The sequence below is a fragment of the Pseudomonas triclosanedens genome (assembly GCF_026686735.1).
Classification (GTDB): domain Bacteria; phylum Pseudomonadota; class Gammaproteobacteria; order Pseudomonadales; family Pseudomonadaceae; genus Pseudomonas; species Pseudomonas triclosanedens.
Genome location: NZ_CP113432.1, coordinates 2,723,536 through 2,743,534 on the forward strand (window position 1 = coordinate 2,723,536; position 19,999 = coordinate 2,743,534).

Below are 19,999 nucleotides of genomic sequence, written 5' to 3' on the forward strand. Positions count from 1 at the left end.
CGGTTCAGCGACGAACCAGGTTTCGCGCGTTGTAGTGCCCCCAGGCCACGAGAGCACCTGAAGGCTAGTGAAGAGCCGCTGTATCGTGGGATGACGTCGGCGACGCAAGGTGACGAACAAGTGTCCGCCGACGTATTTCTACCTGGAGGGCGTCATCAGCTCCAATGAATTCGCCTAATGCAAAATAAGGAAATCTGATTTCAGATGCCGTACCGTGCCGGCCCGGCAGCTCAGCCCGGCTGCCGATGGTTTGCCGGTAAGGCGGACGCCAGCCGCTAGCCAACTGCGTACAGCTTTCCGAAAATCGCCCCAGACTGCTTCTGCAGCGATACCACCACGCCCCTTGTAGCGGCTGCTCCGCAGCGTGCTGTCCGGGACCGCCGCTATGCGGAGCCTCCTTCGCGTCAATCACGGCGGCAGCGTTACCTCCGAAATTGCGCGTTCGACTACCACAGCACCGCTGTTCCATCACTCCAGGAACAAAACCGACCTGAAGGTCCATCGGGTCTCCAGGGCCAACACATGGGTTGTCTTCAGGCGCTCAGTAGTGAAATGACCCGTTTGGCAGTGACCTTGGCTGACTGAGGGTTCTGCCCTGTCACCAGGCGGCCATCCACCACAGCCTTCGGAGTAAAGGGAACCAGCGCCTTTTCGAACCGTGCGCCACGTCGCTTCATCTCTTCCTCGGCGTTGTAGGGCACCTGTTTGGCCACGCCCGCCAGGATCTCTTCCATCCAGGTAAAGCCGGTCACGCGTCGCCCTGCGACGAGCAGCGAGCCGTCGGAGAGCCGAGCGTTCAAAAGGCCGCAGTAGCCATGGCACACGGAGGCAACGATGCCGCCGTGCTCATAGACCTCGCGGGCGAGTCGCTGCAGCCCTTCGTCATCCGGATAGTCGTACATCACGGCGTGACCGCCCGTGAAGTACATCGCATCGAAATCCTTGCCGTGTAACTCACCCGGTGAGGCGGTGTGCGAAAGCAACGCCATGCTGGCGGGATCAGCCAACCAGCGTTTAGCGGAGGCATCGGCGTTCGGCCATTTGAGTGAGCGTGGCTCCAGAGGTATTGCTCCACCCTTGGGACTCACCAACCGCTGCTCGTAGCCCTGGGCAGCGAAGAGGTCGTAAGCGTGGGAGAGCTCCGACAGCCATAAGCCGGTTGGCTCGTCGGGATTGTCGAAGTGAGCCACGTTGGAGACGACATGGAGAATGCGACGGGGCATGATGGTCTACCTTTCAAACGGATTCGGTCTGGATTCTGCAAAGAGCTGCTCGAGCCCTTGGCGATAAGCAGTCACCTTGAACTTCGGGAAACGCCGCTTGAATTTCGCCGAGTCGAACAGGTTGTCGCGCTCATAGCGCGGCAGCAGCTCTCGAAGCTCGCGGACCGGCCCGGAAAGCAGGCCAGCGGCTATCAAAGTCCACTTGCCGAGAACTCGGTAAGAGGGCTCACGGCCCACCAGTCCGGATGCCACCGCCACGATCTGTCGGTAGGTGAGGCGATCATCGTCGCAGGGCAAATGCCAGGTTTGCCCGAACGTGTCCGCTGCGTTACCTAAGGCCGCCAGCGCGCGGCTCGCGTCGGGAGTCCAGATGAGCGTGCGCCTGGTGTCGTCGCGTACCGGCACTCGCGGTGTCTGACCCGACTTGATCCTGTCGATGACCAACGTATTGGTAATGCTCTGCGTCTTGTCAGGACCGTAGAACTCGGGGGCTCGTCCGATAACGACGGGGATTTCTCCCCGTGCCATCTCCTGCAGGACCATCGACGCCATCGACGCCATCGCGGCGCGCACCTTGCCTTTGCGGCCTACGGGTTCGAATACGGATGCCTCGGTCAGTACACGGCCATCCTGCGGGTACATGTAGGTGTTGTCGAAATAGACGAATTTGGCCTTTGCCGCTCGAGTCGCATCCAGCGCGTTCTTGAGCATCGCTGGAAACCGCTCTTCCCACAGCCGCGTATCCGGCGGCAGCCCCGCAGTGAAGTAGACGATGCTGCTACCCTCTACCGCCCTGGCGGCCTGACCGGCATCAAGCAGGTCGGCCGGCACCAGGGCGTCGGAGTCGTTGACCTTCTCAGGTCGGCGGCTCACAAGTCGCAGATCTGTCGTATAGGCGCGGCTCAACTCTCGCGCCAACTCCACCGCAATCTGGCCGGTGGCGCCCAAAATGGTCTGCATGCGATTTCCTCGCTTGGCCTTGGGAATCCGCAACACTCAATCGCGCGACAGCATCGTCTGCAGCGGTGCCGGTGCATACAACGCACTCTGGAACTGCGGCACATACTCGTACTTCAGCATCGAACCCAATTTCAGCGACTTGATGTAGGTCGACAGGCTGCCGTCGCTCAGGCTCAGTTTGACGGCATCCGAACGGGTCGTAGAGGCATGACGTTGCTGTCGAGAGACCGCATAGCCGTAGTTGAGCTCGGCCTTGTGATCGAGATTGGTGAAACTGTTGGTGACCAGTTCGACGTCCTGCGACAGGTCAGCAAGTCTTGCTGTTTCCAGGGTCACGTCGACCTTGCCGGTCTGGCTGTCGCTGATGCTCACCAGCACCGATTTGTCAGTCTCACGATAGTCGATAGGTGCCAGCCATTTGGGCAGGTTATAGCCGACCACGCCGCGAACTCTGGCCAACTCGGTGTTGACCGGCAGCTTCAGCACGTATCCCCACAGGTCCTTGCCCATCGACTGGCTGACCAGGCTGATGGGCCCCAGGTTGCTGCGGCCTGGCTTGTTGGTGACGATGGACAAGGCAATTTCGTTGTAACTGTCGTTGTCGCAGTAGTGATAGGCATAGGCAGTCAGGGCGACTAGACCTCGGCCAGGCCAGATCTGAAGTGGCTGCACCTGCTCCAGGACCTTGGCTGGCATCAGGCCCCGGAGCCTGTCCAGATCGGCTGTGAAGACCACGGTGATCCGGCTGTTGTTGTAATAGAAATTCGGGGAATAGGATTCAAAGCCCATGTCGACCTTGGTCTTTGTCAGGGTCTTGAACCAGCTCAGGTCGATGTCCTGGGCTTCCCGGGCAATCACCGAGAGTGGCGGATTGGAGTGGTAGCGATCGTACAATCCGCCTTTCACGACAGGGATGACTTGCCCGGCAATCGTCGTGGTGGCCTGGGCGGCCGCTGGATCGGTTGGCTGTGAAGCCCAGGAAGGCACAGCTATGGCTGCGTGAAGAAGGCCACAAGCAAGGGCAAGTGAAACAGGTTTCATATCGAAGGTCTCCGCGTCTCGGGCTGGCTCCGCCATAGGAGGCAGCATCTGTGCACCGACTCAACTGGCGGTGTCTGTGCGGAACCCTAAGATTAAAGTTAGCTTTAAGGTCAAGGAGCCCTGAGAGTTATTCGCGGCGCAATGAGTGGGGATAAGAGCGATGAATGATGTTCGCTCGGCTTGTTGGCGGGGGCGAAGCAACGCTGCTCAGGGGCGGCCCAATAGCCCAGAAGTGCAGCGTCTGCCTTGTGTCGTTCTCTGCCGGTCATGACCACTCAGTGGGTCAGATCCGATGCAAATGCTTGGTCAAGTGGAATGCAATCAGTTGGTCAAGCAAGTGCGATTGCGCTGCCAATTCTCTTCGGGCCGAGTATCGCGGGCCTGGTTGGGTTTCGGGCAAAAAAATCCCCCGTGCGCTGTTGCGGTTGGGGGATACAAGACCCGCGCAGGGATGCACGGGCGAGGTAGACGATCCGGCTTTCGCAGGAGCGGGCCTTGCCCGCGAGCAGGCTCGCTCCTGTAAAAGGTGGCATTGCCTGCGCAGGAGGGTTCCATCCGCGATCAATGCCGGGGGAATTACAGTCGGATCAGCACCGATTTGAGTTCGGTGTAGTGCTCGATGGCGGCGGCGCCCATCTCGCGGCCTACGCCCGACATCTTGAAGCCACCGAATGGCAGCGCGGGGTCCAGGGCGCTGTGGCAGTTGACCCAGACCGAGCCGGACTTGATGCGCGGCACCATGCGGTGAACGGCGCAGAGGTCGTTGGACCAGATGCTCGCGCCCAGGCCGTAGGGGCTGTCGTTGGCCATGCGCAGGGCGTCGTCGATGTCGTCGAAGGGCATGGCGACGAGTACCGGGCCGAAGATTTCTTCCTGCACCAGCGGGTTCTTCTGGTCGACGTCGACGATCACCGTCGGCTTGACGAAGTAGCCGGGGCCGAACTGTTCGCCGCCGCAAGCGATGGTGGCGCCCTTGTCGCGGCCCAGTTCGATGTAGTCGTACACGCGCTTCTGCTGCTTGGCGGAAATCAGCGGGCCCATGTCGACGCTTGGGTCGAGACCGTTGCCCAGTTTCATGCCGTTGGCGATGCCGGCGATATCGGCCACTACGTTGTCGAAGTGTTTGCGCTGAACGTAGAGACGCGAGCCGGCGCAGCACACTTGGCCCTGGTTGAAGAAGATCGCCTGGGCGGCGCCGGCGGCGGCGGTGGCGAGGTCGGCGTCGGCCATCACGATGGTCGGTGACTTGCCGCCCAGCTCGAGGGTTACGCGGGTCATGTTGTCCATCGCCGCCTTGCCGATTTCCTTGCCCACGGGGGTGGAGCCGGTGAAGGTGAGCTTGTCCACCAGCGGGTGGTGGGAGAGGGCGGCGCCAGCGGTGATGCCGGTGCCGGTGACGACGTTGAACACGCCGGCCGGGTAGCCGGCTTCCAGCACCAGTTCGGCGAGCTTGAGGGCGGACAGCGGGGTTTCGTCGGCGGGCTTTAATACCACGCTGCAGCCGGTGGCCAGCGCCGGGCCGAGTTTCCAGCAGGCGAGCAGCAGGGGGAAGTTCCAGGCGACGATGGCGCCGACCACGCCGACGGCCTCGCGGCGGATGTAGCCGTGGAAGTCGCCTTCGGGCATCAGGGGCATGGAGACGTCGACGGTGGTGCCTTCGATCTTGGTGGCGTAGCCGGCCATGTAGCGCAGGAAGTCGATGGCCAGTTGCACGTCCATCACGCGGGCGACGGCGGCGCTTTTGCCGTTGTTCAGGCATTCCAGCTCTGCCAGCAGGTCGCCGTCGCGTTCCATCAGGTCGGCCAGTTTCCACAGCAGGTTCTGCCGTTCGCGCGGGCGCATGCGGCTCCAGGGGGAGTCGTCGAATGCCTGGCGGGCCGCGCGCACGGCGCGGTCGACATCGGCGGCGGTGCTGGCCGGTACCTGGCACAGCACTTCGCCGCTGGCCGGGTTGCGCAGGTCCATCAGCGCGCCATCGCTGGCGGAGGTCCAGTCGGCGCCGATGAGCATCTTCGGTGCGCGCTGCAGGAAGGCGCGTGATTCTGGCTTGATGGGCAGGGAAGCGAGCATTGCGGTTGCCTCTTGTTGTCTGTTCACGGAACGTTGAGGCGGAATATCGCAACGGCTGTGCCAATGCTGGTTGGTTCGTTCAATTATTTGAATTTAAAGGGATTTATTCGGTATTCGGTAGTGAGATGAAGAAGCCGCTGTCGCAATGTGCGACAGCGGCTGAGACGACCGCCAGCGGGATGAGCCTGGCCATCCCGCCATGCGGCCTCAGGTGTGGGTGATATCCCGGTCCTTGGTTTCCGGCAGGAAGAAGATGCCGAGGATGGCGGTCATCACCGCGATGACGATGGGGTACCAGAGGCCGTAGTAGATGTCGCCGGTGGCCGCGACCATTGCGAAGGCTACGGTGGGCAGGAAGCCGCCGAACCAGCCGTTGCCGATGTGGTAGGGCAGCGACATGGAGGTATAGCGGATGCGCGCCGGGAACAGCTCCACCAGCCAGGCGGCGATCGGGCCGTAGACCATCGTTACGTAGATCACGAGGATGGTCAGCAGCACCAGCATCATCAGGTGGTTGATCTTCGCGGGGTCGGCCTTCTCGGGGTAGCCGGCGTCCTTGAGCGCGCTGCTCATCTGCGCGGTGAAGGCGTCGGACTGTGCCTTGAACTCTGCGGCTGCCATGCCACTGCCTTCGAAGCTGGCGATGACCTTGTCGCCGATGTGTATCTGGGCGACTGCGCCGGTCTCGGCCTTGATGTTTTCGTAGGGAATGGCCTTCTTCGCCAGCAGGCTCTTGGCCATGTCGCAGGAGCTGATGAATTTCGCCTTGCCGACCGGATCGAACTGGAAGGAGCAGGCGGCGGGATCGGCCACGACGGTGACCGGGTTCTTCTCTTGGGCGGCGAAGACGTCGGGATTACCGAACTGGGTCAGCCCGTGGAAGATCGGGAAGTAGGTGAGCGCGGCGAGGATGCAGCCGGTCATGATGATCTTCTTGCGGCCGATCCGGTCGGAGAGGCTGCCGAAGAACACGAAGAACGGCGTGCCCAGCAGCAGCGAGCCGGCGATCAGCAGGTTGGCGGTCTGCGCGTCGATCTTGAGCGTCTGCAACAGGAAGAACAGCGCGTAGAACTGCCCGGTGTACCAGACCACGGCCTGGCCGGCGGTGCCGCCGAGCAGCGACATGATCACCACCTTGAGATTTTCCCAGCGGCCGAAGGATTCGGTCAGCGGCGCCTTGGATGCCTTGCCCTCGGCTTTCATCTTCTGGAACACCGGCGACTCGGAGAGTTGCAGGCGGATGTAGACGGAGATGATCAGCAGCAGGATCGACAGCAGGAAGGGAACCCGCCAGCCCCAGGCTTCGAACGCTTCGGTGCCCAGCACGGTGCGGCAGGCCATGATCACCAGCAGCGAGAGGAACAGGCCCAGCGTTGCGGTGGTCTGGATCCACGAGGTGAAGAAGCCACGCTTGCCCTTGGGCGCATGTTCCGCCACGTAGGTCGCCGCGCCGCCGTATTCGCCCCCCAGGGCCAGGCCCTGTAGCAGGCGCAGGGTGACGAGGATAATCGGCGCCGCGACGCCGATGGTGGCGTAGGCCGGCAGCAGGCCGACGACGGCGGTGGATACGCCCATGATGACGATGGTGATGAGGAAGGTGTGCTTGCGTCCGATCATGTCGCCCAGCCGCCCGAACACGATGGCGCCGAATGGCCGCACCGCGAAGCCGGCAGCGAAGGCCAGCAGGGCGAAGATGAAGGCGGTGGTGTCGTTGACTCCGGCGAAGAAGTGCTTGGCGATGATCGCTGCGAGGGAGCCGTAGAGGTAGAAGTCGTACCACTCGAATACGGTGCCGAGGGAGGAGGCAAAGATGACCTTGCGCTCCTCCTTGGTCACGCCGGTGGAAGGCGCATTGCCCGCGGACGGGCTGTATGTCTGTGCCATGTTCGTCTCCGTCTTGTTCTTGTGATGGGCCGGAGTCCCTCAATACCGTTACCGCACTCGAGCCCAGGGCTGATGTCAGGTCATACGGATTGCTGATGCGTGAAAACAGGCAGGCCTGCATCGCTGCAAGGTCATCGGAAAGCATAATCGCCATGCCGCAGATATCCACCCGCAAGCCCGCGTGGGCCGTGGGTTGGCGCGCATGGTGCGGGCGTTCTGGACATGCCCGGCGGCGCGAGGTGTCTGGCCGGCGCCTTGTTATGTGGCGTTCCGCGATGCGAATTCTGCGCAATTAGACCATCGTATAAGTCTGGCTGGGCTGTCTCAGCCTGATACAGCCGTCGCGTATTGCCACGCCCGGTAATCCGCTCGATTCGCCCAATCGTTTGTTTCCCAAGGAGTTTTGCCCCTGGCACGCAATGTGAGAGGAGCAGGGCTCGTTCCGTATGGGGTGCCAGGCGCCGTTAAAGGAAGGGAGGCTAGCTTGAAGAGGATGTCGTCGTGGATTCCGGGATTGGGCGCTGCCGCGGTGGCTTGCGCCCTGGTGTGGTGGCTGCCGTCGCTGGGTAACGGCCTATTGTGGCTGGTGGCCGCGAGCATCGTCGCGGGGGCGCTGTGGCCGGAGCTGCGGCGGCGGTGCTGGCCCGTGGCGCTGGGCGTGTTGGTTGGCGCCTGCCTGGCGCTGGTGCTGCACCTGCTGACGGATCATTTCCAGCTCCGCTACGCCTGGCTCTACAGCAGTGCGGCGTTGCCCGACTATCTGAAGATGTCCAATCTCTGGGGCGGCGACGAAGGCACTGTGCTGTTGCTGGCGACATTCTGCATGGCCATCGCCCAGCGTTCCGCCGGGCTGCCCGGCTGGGCGGGTCATGGCACGGCGCTGATCGCCGCGTGGTACGCGGCGACCACCGCCTGGCTCGGGCCGTTCAGTGCGACTCCGGCGGACTGGCTGGCTGCCCAGCCGAGCCAGGGTATGAATGCGCATCTGCAGACGTTCTGGATGTCGCTGCATGCGCCGCTGATTCTCTGCGCCTACGCCTGGGTGCTGGCGCCGGCGGGTGCGGCGCTGGCTGCGCTGGGGCAGGGCGGCAGCGCCTATGCCTGGGTGATGCCGCGCTATAGCCGCCGCGCCTGGCTGATTCTCAGCGCTGGCATCGGCGTGGGCATGGTCTGGGCGATGGAGGATTTCACCTACGGCCAGCTCTGGCACTGGGACCCGGTGCAGACCTCGGCCTTCATTATCTGGGCGCTGCTCGGCGCGGTGCTGCATGGCGCCCGACGCTGGCGCGCGGATGGCCCGCATGGGCGCCTGCTGCCGTTGCTCAGTCTTTTGGCGGCGGCGATGGCCTGCGGCGCGATGGCGGTGACCCGCAGCACGGTGCTGGCGAGCTCGCATCGCTACATCGGGACGACATCCTGGCTGGCCCACCTGGCGCTGGCCGCCGTGTTGCTGGCGCTGGCCGTCGCCTATCTGTTCGCCGGGCGACGGCACGAGCGCCGTGGCCGCCGCGGCACCACCGACTGGACACTGGACGTGGCGATCTATCTGTTCGCCGGTGTCGCCGTGCTGGCGCTGGCCGCGTTGCTGCAGGCGCATCTTTATGAGTGGCTGGGCATGGAGCGGCCAGGTGAACTGAAGCCATTCTTCGAGACGCTCACCGCCTGGGCGACCACCGATGAGATGAACAGCCTGCGCCGCGCCTTCGATCAGTGGGACGTGAACGGCTACGGCCTGGCGCGCTGGCTGCTGCCGCTGCTGGCCGGCCTCGGCCTGGTTGGCGGCTACAGCTTCCTGCGCCGCTGCGGCCGGCCACGCCTGGCCCTGGCGGCGACGCTGGCGATGGCGCTGCTGATGGGGTCGGTCGCCTGGCGCGGTGGCTGGCTGAGCGATGGCTACAGCGGCGAGGGCATGCTTTCGCAGAATGTCGTGGCGGTTCTGCCGTGGCTGGATGCGGCGCTGCTGGGTGGTCTGTTCCTGATGTTCTGCTGCGTGTTCTGGGGCGTACTGGGCCTGTGGCGCAGCCGGCGCCTGGGCAACCTGCGCTACAGCGGCGGGCTGGCGCTGGTGCACGGCGGTGCGGTGGTGGCGCTGGTGGGCGGGTTGGCGGCTACCGCGCTGAACACCTACCAGCAGGTGACCATCGCGCCGGGCACCTCGTTCGAGCAATGGCATCCGGTGATCGGCGGCATGCAGTTGCGCGTGCTGCCAGACACCAGCCGCCCGGACTTCTCCGGCTACCACGCGCTGGCGCGGGTGGAGTTGCGCGATGGCGACCGGCAGCTCGCCGGTCACGCTCTGTTCCAGGACAGCCGAGGCCAGCCGCCGGCCTACCAGGGGCCGGTGCGGCAGCTCTGCGAGATTCTCGACTACCACTACGCGCGCTTCGCCTCCGACCGTGGCTATGTGCTGCATCCGTTCATCGTGCGCGGCCTGGGCAGCGACCTGCAGGTATGGGTGCCAGCCTCGCCACGCCTGCTCAATCGCAGTGGCGAGGAGATCGAGAGCGTGGTGGTGATCCGGCGCTTCCCATTCCTCTCGCTGGTCTGGATCGGTCTGCTGGCGATGCTGCTCGGCGCCCTGGTGCTGCCTGCGGGCGGCGCTTTGCGCCAGCGCGGCCATACTGCCTTGCAGGGCGTCGCAGGGGCGGTGTCTCAGAGTTAGACAGCAATCGCGAAATTAGACGTATCGAGCCTCGGCAGGCTTGCCGGAGGCGCCGGCGAATCCCGCCGCAAGCCCGATGTGGCGGGGTTTTCCCAGTAGTGGCATACAACCTGCTATCTCGCAGGTAGAGCTAGACGGAATCGCTCTTAGCCCATCGGTGGGCACAAGAATTTCAACAAGAATACCGAGGAGGCCTGATCTTGAAGATGACTCGACTTCGGCACTATCTGGGCGCCGGAACCCTCGCCGCGCTGGCCCTTGCGTTGCACCAGCCGGCGCAGGCGGCGGAGGATGGGCAAACCATCATCAACGCCAAATGCCAGGCGTGCCACACCCCTGAGGGCAACAATTCCCTGAGCCGCATCAGCCACCAGCGCAAGACGCCGGAAGGCTGGCTGATGAGCATTGCGCGCATGCAGGTGATGTACGGCCTGAAGATCACCGACGAGGAGCGCCGCTCGGTGGTCAAGTTCCTCGCCGACAAGCAGGGCCTGGCGCCCAGCGAGACCGACGGCGTGCGCTACGCACTGGAGCGCCGGCTGAATACGGTCGAGCACTTCGATACCAACTTCGAGCAGATGTGCGCCCGCTGTCACTCGGCTGCGCGCATCGCCCTGCAACGGCGCCCGGCGGCGGAGTGGGAGAAACTGGTGAACTTCCATCTGGGCCGCTGGCCGTCGCTGGAATACCAGGCGCTGTCCCGCGACCGCGACTGGTTCGACCTGGCCAGGAAGGAGATGGTCCCGGAGCTGGCCAAGCGCTTCCCGCTGGATAACCAGGCGTGGAGCGACTGGAAGAAAGACCGTCCGAAGGCCGAGTCGCTGGCCGGGGAGTGGAGCTTCGCCGGGCACATGCCGGGCCGTGGCGATATCTCCGGTGTGATGAGCGTGGCCAGCAAGGGCGGCGATCAGTTCAAAGTCGCCGTGAAGGGCAAGTTCGCCGACGGCGAAGCGTTCGATGGCGAAGGCAGTGCGGTGCTGTACAACGGCTACGAGTGGCGCGGCAACGTCGCCATCGGCGATACCACCATGCGTCAGGTGTTCGCCGCACTGAACGGTCGGATGCAGGGCCGCATGTTCGACAAGAGCCATGACGAGCGCGGGCTGGATTTCGTTGCCGCACAGCAGGGCAGTTCCCGTGTGCTGGGCGTGCAGCCGGCGTATCTGAAGGCGGGCGGCGAGGCGGAGGTCAGCGTGATCGGCAGTGGTCTTTCCGGTACGCCGTCGTTCGGTCCCGGAGTCGAGGTGCTGTCGGTGGTCGCGCAGTCGCCGGAGCGTGTGACGGTGAAGGTCAAGGCCAGCGATTCCGCCGCAGTGGGCGAGCGTGACGTGACCGTGGGCACCGCCAAGGGCGGCAGCCTGGCGGTGTACAAGGAAATCGCCGAAGTGAAGGTGGTGCCGGAGTTCTCGGTATCGCGCATCGGCGGCAATGGCGGCTCCACGCCGAAGGTCCAGGGTAGCTTCGATGCCGAGGCCTGGGGCAAGGGGGCCGACGGAAAGCCGTTCCGCATCGGCGTGTTCCCCGCCCAGTGGTCGGTGGAGCCGTTCGACGATCGCGCCAGGGAAGACCAGGACGTGAAGTTCGCCGGTGAGATGGACGCCGCCACGGGCATCTTCACCCCGGGCGATGCCGGCCCGAACCCGGCGCGCAAGATGATGACCAACAACGCCGGCAACCTGAAGGTGATCGCCGCGGTGGACGACGCGGGCCAGTCGCACAAGGGCGAAGGGCACATGATCGTGACCGTGCAGCGTTGGAACAACCCGCCTATCCCGTAACCCACGGGAAGGATGATCCGAGCGCCCCTCCAGGGGCCAGGCCGGGATCGAGCGAGCAGGCGGCGGGTGACCCGCGCCGTCCTGCGGCAATCGGCACAGGCCCTGGGTGGGGGTAACGAGTATGTTCCGGGAGGTCGTCTCATGGGCGCCATCTTGAATCTGGTCGAACGCAACCTGCACGAAGTGCGGGTGGATGCCGACCGACTGTTGTTCCACATCCCCAGTTCCTCGCTGTTCGCCAGCGACGAGCTGACCGGCGGGATCATCGACGCGCTGCGCGGGCATGCCTGCTCGCCGGACGAACTGAGCCAACGCCTGGGCGGACGCTTCGCCGCCGCCGAGATCGACGAGACCCTGCGCGAGCTGATCGCGCTGGAGCTGGTCAGCGACGGCTCGCCGCTGACGCCGGAGGTCGGCATCAGGAAGGTCGATCGCACGGCGATCAACACCGTGGTGCTGAACGTCAACACCGGCTGCAACCTTTCCTGCACCTATTGCTACAAGGAGGACCTGGACAAGCCCTCCGCCGGCAAGAAGATGGGTGCGGAAACCGCTGAAGCCTCGGTGGAAATGCTGCTCAGGGAGTCGCCCGACGAGCAGCGCTACACCGTGGTGTTCTTCGGTGGCGAACCGCTGTCGAACCGCTCGCTGATCGAGCACATGGTTGCCTATTGCGAGCGGCGCTTCGGCGAGCTGGGCAAGCAGGTGGAGTTCGTCATGACCACCAACGCCACGCTGCTCACCGAGGAGATCGTCGACTGGCTGAACGCCCATCGCTTCGGCCTGTCGGTGAGTATCGACGGGCCGAAGACCGTGCACGACCGCAATCGCATCACCGTGGGCGGGCAGGGCACCTATGACGTGGTACGGCGCAAGGCCGAGATGCTGCTGTCGCGCTACCGCAGCCGCCCGGTCGGGGCGCGGGTGACACTGACCACTGGAGTCACCGATGTCGAAACCATCTGGGATCACCTGTTCAATGAACTGGGCTTCGCCGAGGTCGGCTTCGCGCCGGTGACTTCCGGCGACATCAGCAGCTTCAACCTCACCAGCGATGAGCTCAAGCAGGTCTTCGCCAACATGAAGGCGCTGGGTCGTCGCTACCTCGCCGAGGCGCTGGAAGGGCGCAACATCGGCTTCTCCAACCTGCACCAGTTGATCACCGACATCCACGAAGGGCAGAAAAAGGCCCTGCCGTGCGGTGCCGGCCTGAAGATGCTGGCAGTGGACCACAAGGGCGAGCTGAACCTCTGCCACCGCTTCACCGGGTCATCGTTGCCGACCTTCGGCAACGTGCACGAGGGCGTGAAGCAGGCCGAGCTGAATGACTTCCTGTCACAACGTCTGGATCGCACCAACACCGGCTGCGACAGTTGCCGCATCCGCAATCTCTGTTCCGGCGGCTGCTATCACGAGAGCTACGCGCGCTACGGCGATCCGGCGCACCCCACCTACCACTACTGCGAACTGATGAGGGATTGGGTCGACTTCGGAATCGAGGTCTACAGCCGGATCATGGCTGCCAACCCCAGCTTCATCGACCGCCACATCACTCCGCGGAAGGCGCACTGACATGAAACATCTCAAGCCGATCAACAACAAAGCACAGAAGCTCGAACAGGCTGCCGCCGAGGATCGCATCGAGGACGTGGTGGCGATGAACTCCGTCGCCGGCTGCGCATCGACCACCGATCCGGGCTGGGAAATCGACGTGTTCGGTGGCGTCTCGTCGCTCTGCCAGCCGATGGAGGCCGACCTCTACGGTTGCTCCGACCCCTGCTGGTGGCCGGCGCAGGTGCCGGACATGATGAGCACCTATCCCGACTGGAACAAGGATGCCCAGGCCTCCGCGGAGAACTGGCGCAACCTTGGCACCGTATTCCCGGACGACAAATGAGCGGACAGAAGAACAAGAGGAAGAATTGCATGTCCAGAAAAGCATTCGCCGCCGTTCTCGGCGGTCTCTCGCTGGCCTGCGCGCTGCATGCCGCCGCCGACGAGAGCAAGGCGCTGGAAGCCGGTCATGAGTACCTGATCAGCACCAACTATCCGAACAACCTGCATGTGGTCGACATGCAGACCGACAAGCTCTACAAGACCTGCACCATTCCTGGCGCGTATGGCCCGGGCATGACGCAGTTGTCGCCGGACCGCAAGGTCGCCTACATCCTCAGCAACCACTACGCGGACATCTATGGCATCCGCCTCGACGACTGCAAGCCGGTATTCCACGCCACCATCGCGCAGAAGCCGGGGGAGAACGCGCGGGCGATGTTCTCCATGACCGTCAGCCATGACGGCAAGGAGATCTACGCTGTCGCCAACCCGACGCTGATCCTCGCCGAGCACTACGAGGTGCAGCAACCGCGCTTGCAGGTGTACTCGGTGGCCGACGGCATGAGCGCCAGGCCGGTGCGTACTTTCCCGGCGCCGCGCCAGCTCACCATCATGCAGACCGGCGACGACGGCACCCTCTATGTGGCAGGGCCGGACATCTACAAGGTGGACGTGAAGACCGGCAAATTCGAGGTGGTCATCCCCAGCCGCAACTGGAAGCGCCCGAACTACTCGCCGCCGGATGTGCTGTATGTGTGGAACCAGCAGACTTATCCGCGCGACTTCTCGTTGCTCTACACCACGGCGAAGTTCAAGGACGCCAAGCAGGATCCGGCCACCGCTGACTTCCTCTACGGTTTCTTCAACATCGACCTGGCCACCGGCAAGACCGAGACCGTCGACTTCGGGCCGGTTACCGAGGTGTACTTCAGCGGCATCCGCTCGGCCAAGGATCGCAACGTGGTGTACGGCGTGCTGAATCGCCTGGCCAAGTACGACATCAAGGAGCAGAAGCTGATCAAGGCCGCCAACCTCGATCACTCCTACTACTGCCTGTCCACCAACAAGGCCGGCACCAAGCTGTACCTCACCGGCACCCTCAACGACGTGGCGATCTTCGACGCCGACAGCCTGGAGCGCATCGGCGACCTCAAGCTGCCCGGCGGTGACATGGCGATCACCACCAGCCAGGCGTTCGTCGCCAACTGATCGGCTGAAAGAACTGCCCGGGGACGCAATGCCCCGGGCAGGTTTTCCGGTGGCGCGGACCTCAGCCGTCGGGTTCCGCGCTCAGGTAACGCTGGGCACCGCAGCGCATGCAGCGCTGGCACAGCATCGGCACATTGCCAACTTCCGTCAGATTCCCTTCATCCCAAAGACATCCCAGGAAAAAGCAGCGCAATCGCATGTGTCCTCCTCCGGATCGCTCCGGTTCGCAGACGGGCAGAAAATGCAGGTGACGCTCCTGGCTTGTTCTTGTGTGGAGGCGCCTGGAAGCCTCGCCCCGGCTGTCTAGAATGGGCAATCTAAAGTGCTGAACGGCCGCTGGCGGAAGCCGGTGTGCGTACGCCCTTGAAGGTGTGAAGTTTCTGGCACTCATTGGAGTCAATAAATTGACTGAATTCGGGTTTTTCTAAATTTCAGCGACAAATAAATGTCGTCCTTTTGATGCTTTTTGGCTATAATCAATCAACAGGTTAGGGACAACTCACAGAGACTCTCCATGAATACCGCGTCACCCCTGGTAGCAGTCATTGGCAACGCTTCCTCCCGTTACAGTGGCAGCGAGCTGGACCATTTCGCCGAGCTGGCCAGCCTGCACTCGGCGGCGACCTACGATGTGCTGCTGCTACCTGCCTGGCGTCCAGGCCGGGCAGATACTCCGCAACTTGCGCCAGGAGCCGCGCTATCGCTTCTCGCTGATCTATTGCTGCCAGGACCTCGACCCCTGGTGTATCGCGTTGGGAGATGGCGCGCCGCCGGCCGATGTGGGTGCCATCACACCGCTCTGGCGCCTGTGGCGCGAGCGCTTCAGCCTGTTCAACCGCGGACAGGCCCCGGCGCGCTTCGAGGAGCGCGTACTGGCCTGGCTGTGGCTGCGCTCCCGCGGGGACGTGCATGCCGTGCGCGATACCTCCGTGCCCCAGCACTACCGCTACCCGATTCTCGAAGCGCTGAGCGATAGCGAGGAGGTCAATGCCTTCTCCTGGCTGCAACTGATGGGGCAGCACGGCTGGCTGGAGGAGGGCGAGTTGCTCGACCGCCTGCGGCTGTGCACCGACTGTGGTTCGGGGCGCCTGAACTACGTGGATGTGTGCCCGGAGTGCCAGGCCCTGGACATCGGCCGCCAGCCATCGCTGCACTGCTTCACCTGTGGGCACGTCGGGCCCCAGGAACACTTCCTCAAGGATGGCCTGCTGCTGTGTCCGAACTGCCTGACTCGTCTGCGCCACATCGGCAGTGACTACGACCGCCCCCTTGAAAACTACCGCTGCCGCAGCTGCCAGGCGTTCTTCGTCGATGCCGCCGTGGAGGCGCGTTGCCTGGACTGCGGGGAGAAGCACGAGCCGGACAAGCTGCGGGTGCGTGAGGTGCGTCACTTCCGCATTGCCGAGGCAGGGCGTCTGCGTTGCCGCGAAGGCTTCGCCGCCACCACGGCGAACATGGAACGCTTCGGCAATCTCAGCCTGTTGCCGCGTCAGGCATTCATGGAGTTGCTCACCTGGCAGTTGCAGCTCACCGCGCGACACCGCAATCCGCCGTTCTCCCTGCTCGGGCTGCGCTTCGTCAACCTTTTGGAAACCCTCGCCGAACTGGGCGAGATGCGTGGCCATGCCCTGGTCGATGGGCTGGTGGAGCGTCTGCAGGAAGCCGTGCGGGAAACGGACCGTTGCTCGCGCATGAGCGAGGAGGTGCTCTGGGTGCTCATGCCGCAAACCGACGCCGCCGGGCTGGAGGTGGTGCGCCAGCGCCTGACCAGGGGCGCCGAACAATTGACACAGGAGAAGGCAACGCGCATCGAGGTCCGCCATGTAGGCTTCACCGCCCCGGACGACCAGTTGGAGCAGGAAGACGCTGCCCTGCTGCTGGCCAGGCTGGGCGGGCAACTCGGCTGACGCATGGACGCCTTCATCGAGCAATGGCTGTTGCTGATCGGGGAGTTCGCCCGTAGCGGCGGATTCTTCCAGGCGACCTTCATGTTGCTGCCGGCATTCCTGCTCCTGGAGGTGCCGCTCAACCTGCTGGTCCTGATCGGCGTGCTGCGCTGGTTCATCCGCAAGCCGTTCGAGCTGCCCAAGGACAACGGCTACCGCCCGCGCGTGTCCTGCATCATCACCTGCTACAGCGAAGGCCGGGACGTGCAGACGACCCTGCTGAGCCTGTGCGAGCAGACCTATCCGGGCTACATCGAGATGATCCCGGTCGTCGACGGCGCGGCGGTCAACAAGCCCACCATGCAGGCGGTGCGGGACTTCCGCGTCGATCCGACGCTGTACTCGCGTCGCCTGCTGCGGCCCATCGCCAAATGGCAGCGCGGGGGCAGGGTGTCGTCGCTCAATGCAGGCCTCGCGCATTGCACGGGCGAGATCATCATGGCGCTGGACGGCGACACGTCTTTCGACAACGACATGGTCAGCAGGATCGTCCGGCATTTCGCCGACCCTGACGTACCGGCGGTGGCGGGCAGCCTGCGGGTGCGCAACGCCTGGGCCTCGGTCACTACGGCCATGCAGGCGCTGGAGTACCAGTTGTCGATCCACATGGCCAAGATCGGCCTGAGCGAATGGAACCTGGTGAACAACGTCTCCGGTGCATTCGGCGCCTTCCGCCGCAGCTTCCTCGACAAGATCGGTGGCTGGGACACCCACACGGCGGAAGACCTGGATCTCACCCTGCGGATCAAGAACTACTTCGGCCGCAAGCCGCTGCGCATTCCCTTCGAACCCGGTGCCATCGGTCATACCGATGCGCCGGTGAAATTCTTCCAGTTCCTCCAGCAGCGGCTGCGCTGGGATGGCGACCTCTACTTCCTCTACATCCGCAAGCATCGCCACAGCTTCAACCCGCGCCTGCTCGGCTGGCCGAACTTCCTGATGACGCTGATGACCGGTTTCTTCTTCCAGCTGGTGCTGCCGTTCATCATTTTCGGCTACTGCGTGATCGGCCCCCTGGTCGTGCCCTTGCCGCGCTTCCTCGCCCTGGCATCGCTCATCTACCTGGTTTACCTGGGCATGACCCTGCTGCTGTACGCCGTCATGCTGTTGCTGGTCTCCGAGCGCCCGCGCAAGGACCTGAAGCTGTTCCCGGTGGTCTTTGTCTTTCCCCTGTTCATGCTGGTCATGCGCCTGTGGAGCGCGGTGGCCATGCTCAACGAGGCCCTGCGCCGCGGCCACGAAGAAACCAGCATGGCGCCCTGGTGGGTGCTACGTAAGGCAAAGAGGTTCTGATCGATGATGCGTCACCTGCTCCTTGGCTCCCTGCTGCTGGCCGCCGGCATTTCCCGGGCCGACGTACTGCCGTTGTCGCAGGTACTCCAAAGCGCCGACGACAGTGCTGCCATGCAGGCCAGCAATGCCGGCCTGCAGGCGCTGGATGCACTCAAGGAGCAGCGCGAGGCCGAAGCGGGCTGGCAATGGTTCGGTGCGGCCAGCGCGGGCCACTATCGCGAACTGGTGACCGAAAGTGTGATCGACACCTACTACGGCCGGGACCTGGCGCTGGGCTTGCGCCATCCCTTGCTGGGCAGCCTGCGGCGCCAGGTCCAGGCGGTTTCTGCCGTTGAACTGGAACAGCAGCGCCAGCAGTCCCGCCGTCTGCTGCAAAAAGCCGAGCAGCGCCTGGCGCTGCGCAGCGCCTACGCCGACTGGTGGCGTGCGGAAGAGGAAAACCGCTGGTGCCAGGGCCTGCTGCCGGCTGCGTCGAGCGCGCGCGAGCGGCTGGCCCTGCGCCAGCGCCAGGGCTGGGTGCTGCCATCCCAGGCGAAGCTGCTGGATGGCCAGTGGCAGGCCCTGCAGCGTCGTTGCGCGGCCAGCGCGCGGCTGCTTGACGATACCCGAGCCAGCCTCGCCGAACTTTCCGGGCTGGACATCACCGCCAGCCAGCAGGCCCAGGCGGAATCGCTGGCCACGCGGGTCCAGCCGTTGACCAGTTGGCGCCAGGCACTGGAAGGACATCCGCGTCTGCGCGAGCGCCAGGATGAAGTGCGCGATGCCGAGCGCAACCTGAACTCGCCCTGGTATGACAGCATCGACTCCAGCTTCAGTGTCGCGCAGAGCCTCGAGGACCGTAATGGCGCCAGCAGCAATGGCAACGGTCTGGTCGCCAGCCTGAACTTCTCCGCACCCTTCGACCTGATGTCCTACGGCCAGGCCCGTGGACGGGAAGTGGAGGCGCGGCACCAGGCCGCGCTGGCCCAGTTGAAGGCCGAGCGCCAGAAGTTGCTGCAGGACCTGGGCAGGGCACTGCAAGGTCAACAACAGGCCGTGGAAGGGCTGGAGCGCGAGCGCGAACAGTTCGCCGTGTCGGCAGTGGCATTGCGCGAGCAGCGCCTGCGCTCGGAGCGTTCGGCGTCCGATGGGCCGGGCGAAGAGCAGGCCGTGGAGCTGGAGCGCTACGACAGCGGCCTGCGCCTGATCGCAGCGTGGCATGCCGTCTGGCTGCGCGAGGCGGCCTTGCGCCTGTTCGTCGACGACGACCAGGCGCTCAGCCCGCTGCTTGGTGCGCAGCACCTCAGTTGGCAGGCGCCGGCCGCAGCGCAGGCGCAGGTCAAGGCCAGCCCCTCGCGCAGCGCGGCCTGGAACCAGGGTGCCTATGTGTGGAAGAGCCAGGCGCTGCTGCAACCGACCACCCGCTATGCCGAACTCAAGGCCCTGCGCAACGCCGGCATGCAGCGTCTCTACGTGGGCCTCGATGCCCGCCAGATCGCGGACATGCCGACCCTGCGCGGCCAGCTCCAGGTCATGCTCGATGACGCCCGAGCCCAGGGCATGCAGGTCGTCCTGTTGCTGGGCGATCCGGCATGGCTGTCCGCCGGCGGCCGCAAGGACCTGCTGGCGCTGCTGGGCCGGCTGCGCGACATCCGCTTCGATGCCGTGCATCTGGACCTGGAAGTCGAGCAGCTCGGCTGGCCGGTGCCCGACAGCCGCCTTCAGGATTGGCTGGACACCGTGGGCGCGGTAGCCCGGCTCGACTACTGGCCGCTGGAGCTCTCCAGCCACCCGCGCTGGTTTGCCGAATCCAGCGGAGGCCCCTGCGTGCCCTGCGCGCTGCCCAAGCTTGGTGTGCGCCAGGTCAGCCTGATGATCTACACCCGCAACCCCGAACGCAGCGCGGAGCTTGCGGAGTCCATCGCCCGGCGTTGGCCGGCGCTGCGTTTCCGACTGGCGCAGAGCGTCGAGCCGCAGTTGTCGGCCGACGAGTCCTGGGCCGGAGTATCGCGCGCCCAGTTACAGCAGCAGGTGGAGCGCTGGCGCAAGCGTCTGCAGGCGGCCGGGGTTTCCGGTATCGACTGGCAGGACTGGTCCTACTTCCCCCATTGAGCATCC

14 protein-coding genes are annotated in these 19,999 nt (G+C 64.3%); 8 read left to right on the forward strand and 6 right to left on the reverse strand.

The annotated features are described in order from the left end of the window. Positions 1-533 precede the first annotated feature (533 nt). From OU419_RS12800 to OU419_RS12820, 5 genes are all read right to left on the reverse strand, one after another. Complete coding sequence (locus OU419_RS12800; RefSeq protein WP_254472720.1) at positions 534-1,223, reverse strand: type 1 glutamine amidotransferase domain-containing protein; 690 nt, start codon at positions 1,221-1,223, stop codon at positions 534-536. A 6-nt stretch (positions 1,224-1,229) separates the two neighbouring features. Next, positions 1,230-2,183, reverse strand: a complete 954-nt coding sequence (locus tag OU419_RS12805) for an NAD-dependent epimerase/dehydratase family protein (RefSeq protein WP_254472718.1) — start codon at positions 2,181-2,183, stop codon at positions 1,230-1,232. A gap of 36 nt (positions 2,184-2,219) precedes the next feature. Further along, entirely contained in the window at positions 2,220-3,224 is a 1,005-nt protein-coding gene (locus OU419_RS12810; RefSeq protein ID WP_254472710.1) for an acetoacetate decarboxylase family protein, read from the reverse strand. Between the two features lie 576 nt (positions 3,225-3,800). Then, positions 3,801-5,294 carry an aldehyde dehydrogenase family protein gene (locus OU419_RS12815; protein WP_254472708.1) on the reverse strand — a complete coding sequence of 498 codons (1,494 nt, stop codon included), beginning with the start codon at positions 5,292-5,294 and terminating at the stop codon, positions 3,801-3,803. 207 nt (positions 5,295-5,501) lie between these two features. Continuing rightward, positions 5,502-7,178, reverse strand: a complete 1,677-nt coding sequence (locus OU419_RS12820) for an MFS transporter (protein WP_254472706.1) — start codon at positions 7,176-7,178, stop codon at positions 5,502-5,504. A 493-nt stretch (positions 7,179-7,671) separates the two neighbouring features. Here OU419_RS12820 and ccsA point away from each other — a divergent pair, with 493 nt between their 5' ends. The 5 genes from ccsA to peaD all read left to right on the forward strand — a co-directional run bounded on the left by ccsA (position 7,672) and on the right by peaD (position 14,663). Next, the gene (ccsA, locus tag OU419_RS12825) at positions 7,672-9,840 is read left to right on the forward strand and encodes a cytochrome c biogenesis protein CcsA (protein WP_254473483.1); all 2,169 of its coding nucleotides are present in this window, start codon (positions 7,672-7,674) and stop codon (positions 9,838-9,840) included. Between the two features lie 206 nt (positions 9,841-10,046). After that, positions 10,047-11,618 carry a quinohemoprotein amine dehydrogenase subunit alpha gene (peaA, locus tag OU419_RS12830; protein WP_254473481.1) on the forward strand — a complete coding sequence of 524 codons (1,572 nt, stop codon included), beginning with the start codon at positions 10,047-10,049 and terminating at the stop codon, positions 11,616-11,618. 141 nt (positions 11,619-11,759) lie between these two features. Then, a complete protein-coding gene (peaB, locus tag OU419_RS12835; protein ID WP_254472704.1) occupies positions 11,760-13,190 on the forward strand; it encodes a quinohemoprotein amine dehydrogenase maturation protein in 1,431 nt (476 codons plus the stop codon). Position 13,191: 1 nt separating this feature from the next. Further along, complete coding sequence (gene qhpC / locus OU419_RS12840) at positions 13,192-13,515, forward strand: quinohemoprotein amine dehydrogenase subunit gamma (protein WP_254472696.1); 324 nt, start codon at positions 13,192-13,194, stop codon at positions 13,513-13,515. A 29-nt stretch (positions 13,516-13,544) separates the two neighbouring features. Beyond that, entirely contained in the window at positions 13,545-14,663 is a 1,119-nt protein-coding gene (gene peaD, locus OU419_RS12845) for a quinohemoprotein amine dehydrogenase subunit beta (RefSeq protein WP_254472687.1), read from the forward strand. A gap of 61 nt (positions 14,664-14,724) precedes the next feature. Here the strand turns inward: peaD and OU419_RS28910 are convergent, their stop codons facing one another. Beyond that, complete coding sequence (locus OU419_RS28910) at positions 14,725-14,862, reverse strand: PSPA7_2676 family Cys-rich small protein (protein WP_302329005.1); 138 nt, start codon at positions 14,860-14,862, stop codon at positions 14,725-14,727. Between the two features lie 430 nt (positions 14,863-15,292). Here OU419_RS28910 and OU419_RS12850 point away from each other — a divergent pair, with 430 nt between their 5' ends. Genes OU419_RS12850 through OU419_RS12860 form a run of 3 tightly spaced genes read left to right on the forward strand, consistent with a single transcriptional unit; the run spans position 15,293 to position 19,993 of the window. Then, on the forward strand, positions 15,293-16,570 hold the full coding sequence (locus tag OU419_RS12850; RefSeq protein WP_326494074.1) for a TackOD1 domain-containing metal-binding protein: 1,278 nt from the start codon (positions 15,293-15,295) through the stop codon (positions 16,568-16,570). Between the two features lie 3 nt (positions 16,571-16,573). Continuing rightward, the gene (locus tag OU419_RS12855) at positions 16,574-17,902 is read left to right on the forward strand and encodes a glycosyltransferase family 2 protein (protein WP_254472678.1); all 1,329 of its coding nucleotides are present in this window, start codon (positions 16,574-16,576) and stop codon (positions 17,900-17,902) included. Between the two features lie 3 nt (positions 17,903-17,905). Then, positions 17,906-19,993 carry a TolC family protein gene (locus OU419_RS12860; protein ID WP_254472670.1) on the forward strand — a complete coding sequence of 696 codons (2,088 nt, stop codon included), beginning with the start codon at positions 17,906-17,908 and terminating at the stop codon, positions 19,991-19,993. Positions 19,994-19,999: the final 6 nt, after the last annotated feature.